We start from the raw sequence: 12,548 nt of genomic DNA on the forward strand, positions 1-12,548 counted from the left end.
GCCGCCCGCCACGCTCCGTGTGCGCTCCGTGTTCGTAACGTGACACCGACGAATGTCGCAATGGCCGACGGCCGCGTCAAGTGACCCGTCGTCCCTGTGGACAACGACGCCCTCTCCCGCACCTCGCCTCCTGTCCCTCCTCCTAGGGGCATGCCCCCCTACGGGTCCGTACGACTGGAGGCGGACACGGATACAGGCGCCAAGTCTGACGCTCGTTGTGGCCCGCGCCACTACCTTCGGAATGTGACGACTGTGATCGCGACCGAAAGCCTGAGCATGCGGTACCCCCGGGTGACCGCACTCGACCGGCTGTCCCTGGACATCGGGCCCGGTGTGACCGGCCTGGTGGGCGCCAACGGAGCCGGCAAATCCACCATGATCAAGATCTTGCTCGGCCTGTCCCGTGCGACGGAGGGCCGGGCCGCCGTGCTCGGGCTCGACGTCGCCACCAGCGGCAGCGCCATCCGCGAGCGGGTCGGATACATGCCCGAGCACGACTGCCTGCCGCCGGACGTCTCGGCCACCGAGTTCGTCGTCCACATGGCGCGCATGTCCGGGCTGCCGCCGACCGCGGCCCGCGAGCGGACCGCCGACACCCTGCGCCACGTCGGCCTCTACGAAGAGCGCTACCGCCCCATCGGGGGCTACTCCACCGGCATGAAGCAGCGCGTCAAGCTCGCCCAGGCGCTGGTCCACGACCCGCAGCTGGTCCTCCTCGACGAGCCGACCAACGGTCTCGACCCGGTCGGCCGCGACGAGATGCTGGGCCTGATCCGCCGTGTCCACACCGACTTCGGCATCTCCGTGCTGGTCACCTCGCACCTCCTGGGCGAACTCGAACGCACCTGTGACCATGTCGTCGTCATCGACGGCGGGCGGCTGCTGCGCTCCAGCTCGACCAGCGACTTCACCCAGATCACCACGACCCTCGCGGTCGAGGTCACCGACACGGACACGCACCCCGACGGAACGCGGGCGCTGCGCGACTCCCTCGCCGCCGCCGGGGTCACGCTCCAGGCGGGCACGGAGGACGGGCTGCCGGGCGCGGGCCACATCCTGCTGATCGAGGCCACGGGCGAGGAGACGTACGACATCGTCCGCGACACGGTCGCCGGGCTCGGCCTCGGGCTCGTACGGATGGAACAGCGCCGCCACCACATCGCCGAGGTCTTCCGGCCGCGGTCGGCCGCCGAGGCGGACCAGGCCGCCGAGACGGACCGTGCGGACCAGGACCAGGACCAGGGCGCCGGTCAGGCGGCGTACGCAGTGCAGCAGCAGAAGGGAGGTGCCCGCGATGAGCGCTGAGACCGACGCCCGTTCCGGTACCCACGGCGCCGCCGACACCGGGGCCAGCCGGATCCACAACATCGGATACCGCTCGTACGAAGGAGCCCGGCTCGGCCGTGCCTACGCCCGCCGCTCCCTCTACTGGCAGTCCCTGCGCGGCGCGTACGGACTCGGCCGCTCGGCCAAGTCCAAGGTCCTGCCGATGATCCTCTTCGCGGTGATGTGCCTGCCCGCGGCGATCATCGTGGCGGTCGCCGTCGCGACGGACCTCAAGAGCCTGCCGATGGACTACACGCGCTACGCGATCTTCACCCAGGCGGTCATCGGCCTCTACCTCGCGGCGCAGGCGCCCCAGTCCGTCTCCCGCGATCTGCGCTTCAAGTCCATCCCGCTCTACTTCTCGCGCCCCATCGAGCGCGGCGACTACGTCCTCGCGAAGTTCGGCGCGATGGCCTCCGCCCTCCTCGTACTGACCGGCGTGCCGCTGCTCATCCTCTACATCGGCTCTCTGCTCGCCGGCATGGACTTCGTCGAGCAGACCAAGGGATTCGGCCAGGGAGTGGTGTCGGTGACGGTGCTCTCCCTCCTCTTCGGCGGACTCGGCCTCGTGGTGGCCGCGCTCACGCCGCGCCGCGGGTTCGGGGTCGCGGGTGTGATCGCAATAATGACCATCTCCTACGGCGCCGTCTCCGTCCTCCAAGGGATCGCCACGGCCACGGACCAGGCCGGCGCCATCAAGTGGCTCGGCCTCTTCTCCCCCATCACACTGATCGACGGACTGCAGACCGCGTTCCTGGGCGCCTCGTCGTCCTTCCCCGGGGGTGCGGGTCCCTCGGCCGGGGCCGGGGTGCTCTATCTGCTGGTCGTCATCGCGCTCATCTCCGGCTCGTACGCCGTCCTCATGAGCCGTTACCGGAAGGTCGGGCTGTGACCACCATCAACATCGAGCACACCTCGCGCTGGTTCGGGAACGTGGTCGCCGTCAACGACGTGACCATGACGATCGGCCCCGGCGTGACCGGTCTGCTCGGCCCCAACGGCGCCGGCAAGTCCACCCTCATCAACATGATGGCCGGCTTCCTCGCCCCTTCGACGGGCGCCGTCACCCTCGACGGAGCGCCGATCTGGCGCAACGAGTCCGTCTACCGGCAGATCGGCATCGTGCCGGAGCGGGAGGGGATGTACGACTTCCTCACCGGCCTCGAATTCGTCGTCGCCAACGCCGAACTGCACGGGCTGGGCCTCAAGGCGGCCCGCGCCGCCCTCGCCACGGTCGAGATGGAGTACGCGCAGGACCGCAGGATCGGGACGTACAGCAAGGGCATGCGCCAGCGGGTCAAGATGGCGTCCGCGCTGGTCCACGACCCGTCGGTGCTGCTGCTCGACGAGCCGTTCAACGGCATGGACCCGCGCCAGCGCATGCAGCTCATGGAACTGCTGCGGCGCATGGGCGCCACGGGCCGTACGGTCCTGTTCTCCTCGCACATCCTGGAGGAGGTCGAGCAGCTCGCCTCGCACATCGAGGTGATCGTGGCGGGCCGGCACGCCGCCTCCGGTGACTTCCGCAAGATCCGCAGGCTGATGACCGACCGGCCGCACCGCTATCTCGTACGGTCCAGCGACGACCGCGCGCTCGCCGCCGCGCTGATCGCCGACCCGTCGACGGCCGGCATCGAGGTCGACCTCGCCGAGGGCGCCCTGCGTATCCAGGCCGTCGACTTCGGCCGCTTCACCGAGCTGCTGCCGAAGGTCGCCCGGGAGCACTCCATCCGGCTGCTCACGGTCTCCCCGTCGGACGAATCCCTTGAGTCGGTCTTCTCCTACCTCGTAGCGGCCTGAGCGGCCTGAAAGGAGCTGTGACGTCATGTACAACCCCACAGTCGCCCGGCTCACCTACCGGGCCCTGCTCGGCAGGCGCCGGGCCGCGATCCTCTTCGTACTGCCCGCGCTGCTGATCGTGATGGCCGTCGCCGTCCGGATGATCAACGGCGTCGACGACCACGTCGCCTCGGAGGTGCTGGGCGGCTTCGCCCTCGCCACGATGGTCCCGCTGATCGGTGTGATCGCCGGTACGGGCGCGATCGGTCCCGAGATCGACGACGGTTCGATCGTCTATCTGCTCTCCAAGCCGGTGAAGCGGTCGGCGATCATCTTCACCAAGCTGATCGTGGCGATCGCCGTCACCATGGGCTTCTCCGCGATCCCCACCTTCATCGCCGGATGGATCCTCAACGGCAACGGGCAGCAGATCGCGATCGCCTACACGGTGGCGGCGCTCGTCGCGTCGATCGCGTACAGCGCGCTCTTCCTGCTGCTCGGTACGGTCAGCCGGCACGCGGTGGTCATCGGCCTGGTCTACGCGCTCGTCTGGGAGGCCCTCTTCGGCAGCCTGGTCTCCGGCGCGCGGACCCTCAGCGTCCAGCAGTGGGCGCTGGCACTCGCCCAGCGGATCGGCGAGGGCTCCACGATCACCTCGGACGTCGGACTGCCCCTGGCGGTGAGCCTGCTGGTGGGCGTCTCGGTGGCGGCGACCTGGTACGCGGGCCAGAAGCTCCGGACGCTGACGCTCGCGGGCGAGGAGTGAGGGCCGCTCGGGAGCCGTGTGACCGCGTAACTGTACGTTTATCGGCTCGTTGTTCCGTGTGCGTGGAGGCAATTGGAGTTCGTAGCGTCGAGCGTTCGTGAATCTGGGGATTGCCGGGGGCGGTTCGGGAGAGCCGCACCGGTCATTGGGTGAGTAGCCACCGTGAGCCGACCTCCGCCCCTGAAGCCCGGGGAGAGGGCCGGCCATCAACGGTTCACGAATGGAAGGCATGCTCATGCCACCCGAAGGTGCTCTGCTCGAATCGCGCTCGATGCGTGACAGCGTCATGGCGCGGGTCGAGGCGCTCGACAAGGTCAAGGCTCTGCGGCTGCTGCCGGACGGCGTACATGTCACGACCGAGGGCGTCGCCCGCTACTTCGAAGTATCCACAGACGTCATCAGGCAGTTGACCGCGCGGCATCGCGCGGAGCTGTCGGAGAACGGACTGCATGTGCTGCGCGGCTCTGACCTGCGCGAATATCAGAGTGACAACATGTCACTCTCATCCGGGGGCGACGGAAGTTATCCACAGAGGCGTTCCAGCCTCACCCTCCACACCCGCCGCGCCGTACTCAACATCGCGATGCTCCTCCGCGACAGCGATATCGCGCGGTGCGTTCGTACGTACCTCCTCGACGCCGAGGAGGGGTGGCGCGAGGGGTACGCGGCGCTCGACCGGCGGGTGACGAACGTCGAGTCCTGCCTCGGCGGTGTCGGGGTGGCACTTCAGGAGCTGGGGCCGGTGCTGAACCGGATGTCGTACCGGCTCGACAGCCTCGACCGGAGGCTCGACGCCACCAACCAGGTGGTCGCCGCGATCAGCAACCGGCTGTGCGAGATGTCCGACCGTATCGACCGGGTGGACGCCAAGGTGGACCGCGTCGCCCAGCAGGTGGGGGAGTTGCGGCGCGGCCGCAGGCGCAACTGATCCGCTCCCGGCCGGCCGGTCCGTCGGATGGGCCGGCCGGCCCGTGTCCGTCCCGTCGTTACGCGGCGGGCGGGCCCGGGCCCGTACGGATAATCAGTGGCGGGCCCCGGTGCGCCGGGGCACAGTGAGTGGTGTCACGGCGGTCGACGCGCCGGGGCGCACCACAGACCGGGAGCGGAGCACGGCGATGACCGGCTGACGAGTCCGTCGAGTCCGTCAGGTCCGTCGAGTTCCGAACAGGGCAGCACCGCGCAGGCACCGGAGGAGCCATCACCACTCCGCGCAGCCGCGCGAGTGCCGCCCGGGGGCGGCCGCTTCGAGCGCGCATCCGCGCGGGCCGCCCCTCCCGTACTCCCCAGCCCGTAACTCCCCGGGTCCCCCGGGTTCCGTACGTCCGTGTGTCAGCTCGCCGCGCGGCTCAGCCGAGCAGCAGCTTCTCCAGCACGACCGCGATGCCGTCGTCCCCGTTGGACTCCGTGATCTCGTCGGCCACGGCCTTCAGCTCCGGGTGTGCGTTCGCCATGGCCACGCCGTGCCGTGCCCAGCCGAACATCGGGATGTCGTTGGGCATGTCGCCGAAGGCGATCGTGTCCGACGCCTTCACGCCGAGCCGGCGCGCCGCCAGTGAGAGGCCGGTGGCCTTGGTCAGGCCCAGGGGGAGGATCTCCACTATCCCCTCGCCCGCCATCACCACGTCGACCAGGCTGCCGGCCGTCGCCCGCGCGACCTGGGTCAGCGCGTCGTCGTCCAGCTCCGGATGCTGGATGTAGACCTTGTTCAGCGGCGCCGTCCACAGCTCCGCCGGATCCTCGACGACCGTCGCCCGCAGCGGGCCCTCCTGCAGCCGGTAGTCGGGGGAGACCAGCACCTCGCCGTCGAGCCCGTCCCGGCTCGCGGCCAGCGCGAGCGGACCGGTCTCGCCCTCGATCTTGGCGAGCGCCAGCCCGGCGAGCTGCCGGTCCAGCGTCAGCGAGGTCAGCAGCCGGTGCTCGCCCGCGTGGTAGACCTGTGCCCCCTGTCCGCACACCGCGATGCCCTCGTACCCCAGATCCTCCAGGACGTGGCGCGTCCAGGGCACGGACCGTCCGGTGACGACGATGTGCGCCGCACCCGCCGCGGTGACCGCGGCGAGCGCCTCGCGCGTACGGACCGAGACCGTGCCGTCCTCCCGCAGCAGCGTGCCGTCGAGATCGGTCGCGACCAGCTTGTACGGGAACGGGACGGCCGAGGCCGACGAGGCCGACGAGGCCGACGGAGACGGGGCCGGGAGCGGGGGTGTGGACGGGGCGGGGACGGGGACGGGGGCGGGCTCGGCGGTCACTTGGCGATCGGCTCCAGCACCTCGCGGCCGCCCAGATACGGCCGGAGCACCTCGGGCACCCGCACCGAACCGTCGGCCTGCTGGTGGTTCTCCAGGATCGCCACGATCGTGCGCGGCACGGCGCACAGCGTGCCGTTCAGCGTCGCGAGCGGCTTGACCTGCTTGCCGTCGCGCATCCGGACCGAGAGCCTGCGGGCCTGGAAGCCGTCACAGTTGGAGGCCGAGGTCAGCTCGCGGTACTTGCCCTGGGTCGGGATCCACGCCTCGCAGTCGAACTTGCGCGAGGCCGAGGCGCCCAGGTCGCCCGTCGCCACATCGATCACCTGGAAGGGCAGCTCAAGGCCGGTCAGCCACTGCTTCTCCCACTCCAGGAGCCGCTGGTGCTCGGACTGGGCCTCCGCCGGGTCGACGTACGAGAACATCTCGACCTTGTCGAACTGGTGGACCCGGAAGATGCCCCGGGTGTCCTTGCCGTACGTGCCGGCCTCACGGCGGAAGCACGGCGAGAAGCCCGCGTACCGCAGGGGCAGCTTGTCGGCGTCGATGATCTCGTCCATGTGGTACGCGGCGAGGGGGACCTCCGACGTACCGACCAGGTAGTAGTCGTCCTTCTCCAGGTGGTACACGTTCTCCGACGCCTGGCCGAGGAAGCCCGTGCCCTCCATGGCGCGCGGGCGGACCAGCGCAGGGGTGAGCATCGGGACGAAGCCGGCCTCGGTGGCCTGCGCGATCGCCGCGTTGACCAGCGCCAGCTCCAGCAGCGCGCCGACCCCGGTCAGGTAGTAGAAGCGCGATCCGGACACCTTGGCGCCGCGCTCGACGTCGATGGCGCCGAGCGCCTCGCCCAGCTCCAGGTGGTCCTTGGCCTCGAAGCCCTCCGCTCCGAAGTCACGGATCGTCCCGTGCGTCTCCAGGACGACGAAGTCCTCCTCGCCGCCCACCGGGACGTCCGGGTGGACGACATTGCCGAGCTGGAGGAGGAGCCGCCTGGCCTCCTCGTCCGCCTCGTGCTGCGCCGCGTCGGCGGCCTTGACGTCGGCCTTGAGCTGCTCCGCCTTCTTCAGCAGGTCGGCACGCTCCTCGGCGGACGCCTTGGGGATCAGCTTGCCGAGCGACTTCTGCTCGGAGCGCAGCTCGTCGAAGCGCACGCCGGACGACCTGCGCCGCTCGTCGGCGGAGAGCAGGGCGTCGACAAGGGCGACGTCCTCTCCACGGGCGCGCTGGGACGCGCGCACACGGTCGGGGTCCTCACGAAGCAGGCGAAGGTCAATCACCCCACCAGGCTACCGGTGCGCGATGACAACACCCCACTCGTTTGCCGGTGGGCACTCCTGCTGCCCGAATTGCCGCATTTGCTAAAACTGTCGGTAAATCCCTCGCCGGTTGCCTGCCGTTCGTCAATAAAGGGGAGTGAATTCCCCGGAACGAGGCATTCCGTCGTAGTTGCCTTGACCTACTTCCCTTGTGTGGGGCGGGACTTGGGGCGGGTGACAGTGGGTGCCGAGCTGCCTGTTGTCCACAGAAAAACGGCCATCCCCAAAGTTATCCACAGGGTGTGCGGGAGATCTGTGGATCCGGGAATGCCTCTCTCCGAAAGCTGGACGGGGGCGGGAAAAGCGCCTCTCAAACCCGCTTCACACACTCATTCGGGTGGGAATTGCTCGCTCTAACGAGTTGATCACGGGAATGGGGGTGACACAGGGCCGTCGGCGGTCCTGTGGACGAAACCGGGACGAGTGCGGAGATTTGTCGACTGCGCCGGGCAGGGTTGTCGACTTGTCCCCAGGTCGAGAGTCGATCCTGTGGATAACTCGGGTGTTTGTCCACAGGCCCCTGCCAGGCCCACGGAAGACCTCGCGGTCAGCTCAGCCCACAAGAGCCCACAAGAGCCCAGAAGGAGCCCGGAAGGAGCCCAGAAGGAGCCCGGAAGAAGTCCACAGGACCCGGTGCACCCGGCGTCGGCGCCCCCGGCGTCAGCCCCGGCCGTCCTGGCTGCGCGCCAGCCAGTCCGCCGCGTCGATGAACTCGGCGTCCGAGGTCCCGTGACGCGGCGTCCCCACGTCCGCCGCCGACACCCCGGCCCGCGGATACGAACCGAGGAATCGCACCTTGGGGCAGATCCGCTTCAGCCCCATCAGTGCCTCCCCCACCCGGCGGTCCGAGATGTGTCCCTCGGCGTCCACCGCGAAGCAGTAGTTGCCGATCCCCGCGCCGGTCGGCCGCGACTGGATCAGCATCAGGTTGACGCCGCGCACCGCGAACTCCTGGAGGAGTTCGAGCAGCGCGCCCGGGTGGTCCTCGCCCAGCCAGATGACCACCGAGGTCTTGTCCGCGCCCGTCGGCGCCGCCGGACGCGCGGGCCGGCCCACCAGGACGAAGCGCGTCTCCGCGTTCTGCGCGTCGTGAATCTCGCTGACCAGGGGTTCCAGGCCGTACGTCGCCGCCGCGAACTCGCCCGCGAAGGCCGCGTCGAACCGCCCCTCCTGCACCAGCCGCGCGCCGTCCGCGTTCGACGCCGCCGACTCCCACAGTGCGTGCGGGAGCTGGGCCCGGAGCCAGTTGCGCACCTGCGGCTGGGACACCGGGTGCCCGGTCACCGTCTTCACGTCGGAGAGCTTCGTCCCCGGCCGCACGAGCAGGGCGAAGCTGATCGGCAGCAGCACCTCGCGGTAGATCATCAGGGGCTCGCCGCCGGCCAGCTCGTCGAGGGTCGCGGTGACCCCGCCCTCCACCGAGTTCTCGATCGGTACGAGGGCCGCCGCGGCCTCCCCGTTCCGTACGGCGTCGAGGGCCGCCGGGACCGACACCATCGGGACCAGCTCCCGGGTGGCGGCTTCGGGGAGGGTACGGAGGGCGGCTTCCGTGAAGGTGCCCTCGGGGCCGAGATACGTATAGCGCGTGGCCGACATACGGTCACCCTAATGGCCCGGCCACGCCGATGGCTCCCGTCTCTGGAGGTGTGGGGCCGGCGGGCTCAGGACTCCAGCAGCCGTTGGCCCACGTACTCCCCCTGGCGCGCGCCCCCGGGTACGGCGAAGAGTCCGCTCGCCTCGTGGCGGATGAACGCCGAGAGCGCGTCACCGCGGTCGAGCTTGCGGTGCACGGGGACGAACCCCTTGAGCGGATCGGCCTGCCAGCAGACGAAGAGCAGCCCGGCGTCCGGTGTCCCGTCGGCGCCGATGCCGTCGTGGAAGGAGAAGGGACGGCGCAGCATGGCGGCCCCGCCGTTCGCGTCCGGCCGGGAGATCCGGGCGTGCGCGTTGCTCGGGATCATCAGATCGCCGTCGGGCCCGCGCCGGTCGAGATCCGGTTCGGTGGTTTCCGTACCGCCGGTCAGGGGGGCTCCGTCGGACTTGCGGCGCCCGATGACCTTCTCCTGCTCGGCGACCGCCAGCTCTTCCCAGTCGTCGAGGAGCATGCGGATGCGGCGCACGACGGCGTAGGAGCCGCCCGCCATCCACTCCGGGGTGCCGGCCGGCACCTTTTCCGGTACGAAGATCCGCTGATCGAAGTCCGGATCGGACGGCTTCGGGTTACGTGTGCCGTCGACCTGGCCCATCAGATTGCGGGCGGTCATGGGCTGCTCGGTCGCGCCGGGGGTGCGGTTGAACCCGTTCATCTGCCAGCGCACCCGGGCCGCCGAGCCGGCGTCCTTCTGGAGCGCGCGCAGGGCGTGGAAGGCGACCAGCGCGTCGTCGGAACCGATCTGGACCCACAGGTCGCCGTTGCTGCGCGCGGCGTCGAGCTGGTCGGAGGAGAACGCGGGCAGCGGGTCCAGTGCGGCCGGGCGGCGGCCGGTGAGCCCCGTACGGCCGAAGAAGCTGTGGCCGAAACCGAAGGTCACGGTGAGTGAGGACGGGCCGGCGTCCAGGGCGATCCCGGTGTCCTGACCGCCGCTCGCCGGGGTGCCGCCCCGGCCGCCCGAGGGTTCGCCGGCCATCAGGGCGCGCGCCGAGGCCGACCAGCGGCGGAGCAGCGCGGCGGCTTCCTTCCGGCCGGAGCCGGGGGCGAGGTCGAAGGCGATCAGATGGCCGCGGGCGTGCGCCGGGGTGGTGATACCGGACTGGTGCGCGCCGTGGAAGGGGACGGCTTCCGTGCCGACGGTGGTCAGCGCGGTGACCGGTTCGGGGCGGCGGGCGGTCGCGTAGCCGGCGGCTCCGCCCGCGGCGCCGAGCGCCAGTCCGGCGGCCCCGGCGGCGCCCGCGGTGCCGAGCAGCCGGCGTCTGGAGACGCCGGGGGCGCCGGCGGTCTCCCCGTCGGCCCTCCTGTCGTCGCTCGCCTCCGAGGTGCGCGGGGCGTCAGGGGCGTTCGGGTCCCCCGAGGAGCTCGGGGCGTTCGGGGTGGTGGATGAGCCGGGGTTCTGTCGGGTGTCGCTCACGGTGAGTCAGCCGATCTTCACGTTCTTGTCGACGGTTGTCTGATCGATGTCCGAGGTCCGCACGGTCACCTGGAGCTTCCAGTCGCCCGGCATGGGGAGCAGGACGGGGTCCGCGACCCATTTTCCGGCGGCGGCGCGTACGGGCACGATCGGCAGTGGGCCGATCTTCTCGGCCGTGAGGGTGAACGCGATCTTCACCTCGGGCACGTCCATGACCTTTCCTTCGGCGTCGTCGAGGTAGATGTTCATGACGTTGGCGCCGGAGCGTGCGGGGTCGAGGGTGAGCCGGACGGTGCCCTGGCCGTTCCTGCCACCGGTGTCGAAGGGCAGGGCGAGCATGGTGGGGCCCGTCTTCTCGGGCTCGGCGGCGGCCGCGGCGCCGGCCCGGCCTGCTTCCTCCTCGGCGGTGCGGCCGGGCTCCGTCGAGGTCAGCACGGTGGTGACGGCGAGGAGTGCGACGGCCACGCCGGCCTCGGCGAGAACGGAGCGGCGCAGTCCGGTCCGCCCGGGGTCGGCGTCGCGCAGACGCTTCTGGCGTGCGCTCGCCATCGCGGCTTTCTGGCGGTCGAGCTGGGTAGCTCTCTCGGCGTCGTCGACGACGGTGGTCGCCGCGGCGGTGTCGGGTTCACTCCCGGTCCCCGGTTCCGCCGTGGCCTCGGCCTTCGCGCGTATCCCGTTCCCCGTCCCGGTGGCTCCCTCCGCCTGTGCCTGTACGTCCGGTTCCATCCGTTCCGCGAGCCGCCCCGTCCACCGACGGGAGAACCAGGCGGCCGAGACCAGGACGGCCACCAGCCCGACCTTCATCAGAAGGAGCCGCCCGTATGACGTTCCCCCGAGCGCCGACCACGACCCGACCTGCCGCCAGGACTGGTAGATCCCGGTCACGGCGAGGACGACGACGCAGACGAAGGCGGTACGGGAGAAGCGCTGTATCGCCGCACGCTCCATGAAGGGCGCCTTGTGGAGCGCGATGAGCAGCGCCGTCAGCCCGCCGAGCCAGACGGCCGCCGCCAGCAGGTGCAGGACGTCCACGGGCATGGCGATACCGGGCTGGATCCCGGTCGAGGCATGTTCGGAGAGGGCCCAGGTGGCGGCGATCCCGGCGGCGACGACGGTGCCGCCCGTCGCGAGCCCGAAGGTGAGGTCGTTCTTCCCCGGTTCCCCGGCCTCCCCTTCGGCCTCCCCTTCGGACTCTTCTTCGGCCTTCTCCCCGGAGCGCTTGGCGTACGTACCGAAGAGAACCGCGATGAACAGCGCGGCGGCCCCGAGCAGCAGCAGCCGCGAGATGAGCGCCGCGCCGGTCTTCGTGGTCAGGACGTCCTGGAGTCCGCCGAGGTCGAAGGCGTCGGCCAGCCTGCCCGAGCCGGTGTACGGGGTGCGCAGGAGCAGCAGGACGAGCGTGGCGGCGGTCAGGGCGAGCCAGCCGTGGACGATGAGCCGTTGCAGGGGCCGTACGGACGCGCCGCGCTGCCAGCAGGCCAGGATGAAGGCCGTACCGCCGACGAGCAGGATGAACCCGGTGTACGAGACATAGCGCGTGATGTCGTAGAGGGCGCCCACGAGCCCGCCGCCGGCCTGCTGGCCGGGCACGGTGGCGGTGGTCTCGGAGGGCGCTCCGACGGAGAAGGTGAAGGCGCCGGAGATGGGGTGGCTGTCGGCGGAGACGGCCCGCCAGGCGACGGTGTACGTGCCGTCGGCGAGGTCGGGCTTCAGGCCGACGCTGTATTTGACCGTGGAGCCGGTACCCAGGTTGTTGATCTTCGCGGTGTCGACGCGCTTGTTGTCCGGGTCGAGCACGCGGATCGAGTCGGCGCCCATGCCCATCTGCTCGGAGAAGGTGAGGGTGACGTTCGCAGGAGCGGTGTCGACCACCGCCCCGTCCTCGGGGTTGCTCCCGGTGAGTGCTGCGTGCGCCGACGCCGTGCCGGAGAGCACGGTGAGGACGGTGCCGAGGAGCACCGTGGTGACGAGAAGCAGCCGCACCAGGGATACGGCTCCGAAGCGCGGGGCGGTGGCTGTCATAGGTCTCTCAGTCCCTCGTTCTGGGGCG

The 12,548-nt window shown here is 70.4% G+C and carries 10 protein-coding genes; 5 read left to right on the top strand and 5 right to left on the bottom strand.

Going from position 1 to position 12,548, the window contains the following annotated elements:
• Positions 1–276 precede the first annotated feature (276 nt).
• From ACFTZC_RS30965 to ACFTZC_RS30985, 5 genes are all read left to right on the top strand, one after another.
• Complete coding sequence (locus ACFTZC_RS30965) at positions 277–1,305, top strand: ABC transporter ATP-binding protein (protein WP_382895370.1); 1,029 nt, start codon at positions 277–279, stop codon at positions 1,303–1,305.
• Positions 1,295–2,218, top strand: a complete 924-nt coding sequence (locus ACFTZC_RS30970) for an ABC transporter permease subunit (RefSeq protein ID WP_382895285.1) — start codon at positions 1,295–1,297, stop codon at positions 2,216–2,218. The genes ACFTZC_RS30965 and ACFTZC_RS30970 overlap by 11 nt, the downstream gene beginning before the upstream one ends.
• Positions 2,215–3,126, top strand: a complete 912-nt coding sequence (locus ACFTZC_RS30975) for an ABC transporter ATP-binding protein (protein ID WP_382895287.1) — start codon at positions 2,215–2,217, stop codon at positions 3,124–3,126. Before ACFTZC_RS30970 ends, ACFTZC_RS30975 begins: the two co-directional genes overlap by 4 nt.
• A 25-nt stretch (positions 3,127–3,151) precedes the next feature.
• A complete protein-coding gene (locus ACFTZC_RS30980) occupies positions 3,152–3,871 on the top strand; it encodes an ABC transporter permease (RefSeq protein WP_382895289.1) in 720 nt (239 codons plus the stop codon).
• A 235-nt stretch (positions 3,872–4,106) separates the two neighbouring features.
• Positions 4,107–4,799: a hypothetical protein gene (locus ACFTZC_RS30985; protein ID WP_382895291.1), complete on the top strand. Its 693-nt coding sequence runs from the start codon at positions 4,107–4,109 to the stop codon at positions 4,797–4,799.
• 418 nt (positions 4,800–5,217) lie between these two features.
• Here ACFTZC_RS30985 and ACFTZC_RS30990 read toward each other — a convergent pair whose 3' ends face one another.
• From ACFTZC_RS30990 to ACFTZC_RS31010, 5 genes are all read right to left on the bottom strand, one after another.
• On the bottom strand, positions 5,218–6,003 hold the full coding sequence (locus ACFTZC_RS30990; protein ID WP_382895372.1) for an HAD family hydrolase: 786 nt from the start codon (positions 6,001–6,003) through the stop codon (positions 5,218–5,220).
• Positions 6,004–6,116: 113 nt separating this feature from the next.
• A complete protein-coding gene (gene serS / locus ACFTZC_RS30995) occupies positions 6,117–7,394 on the bottom strand; it encodes a serine--tRNA ligase (protein ID WP_382895292.1) in 1,278 nt (425 codons plus the stop codon).
• Positions 7,395–8,093: 699 nt separating this feature from the next.
• Positions 8,094–9,029, bottom strand: a complete 936-nt coding sequence (gene pheA / locus ACFTZC_RS31000) for a prephenate dehydratase (RefSeq protein WP_382895294.1) — start codon at positions 9,027–9,029, stop codon at positions 8,094–8,096.
• Between the two features lie 65 nt (positions 9,030–9,094).
• Positions 9,095–10,498 (bottom strand): iron uptake transporter deferrochelatase/peroxidase subunit, encoded by a 1,404-nt coding sequence (gene efeB / locus ACFTZC_RS31005; protein WP_382895296.1) that lies wholly within the window; start codon positions 10,496–10,498, stop codon positions 9,095–9,097.
• 6 nt (positions 10,499–10,504) lie between these two features.
• A complete protein-coding gene (locus tag ACFTZC_RS31010; RefSeq protein ID WP_382895297.1) occupies positions 10,505–12,520 on the bottom strand; it encodes a copper resistance CopC/CopD family protein in 2,016 nt (671 codons plus the stop codon).
• Between the last annotated feature and the right edge of the window lie 28 nt (positions 12,521–12,548).

Source organism: Streptomyces sp. NPDC056987, from assembly GCF_042673865.1.
Lineage (GTDB): Bacteria > Actinomycetota > Actinomycetes > Streptomycetales > Streptomycetaceae > Streptomyces.

Excerpts from the sequence above, each read along its gene's own strand:
- ACFTZC_RS30965 (WP_382895370.1), top strand. The coding sequence starts at position 277 with ATGCGGTACCCCCGGGTGACCGCACTCGACCGGCTGTCCCTGGACATC.
- ACFTZC_RS30970 (WP_382895285.1), top strand. The coding sequence starts at position 1,295 with ATGAGCGCTGAGACCGACGCCCGTTCCGGTACCCACGGCGCCGCCGAC.
- ACFTZC_RS30980 (WP_382895289.1), top strand. The coding sequence starts at position 3,152 with ATGTACAACCCCACAGTCGCCCGGCTCACCTACCGGGCCCTGCTCGGC.
- ACFTZC_RS30985 (WP_382895291.1), top strand. The coding sequence starts at position 4,107 with ATGCCACCCGAAGGTGCTCTGCTCGAATCGCGCTCGATGCGTGACAGC.
- pheA (WP_382895294.1), bottom strand. The coding sequence starts at position 9,029 with ATGTCGGCCACGCGCTATACGTATCTCGGCCCCGAGGGCACCTTCACG.
- ACFTZC_RS31010 (WP_382895297.1), bottom strand. The coding sequence starts at position 12,520 with ATGACAGCCACCGCCCCGCGCTTCGGAGCCGTATCCCTGGTGCGGCTG.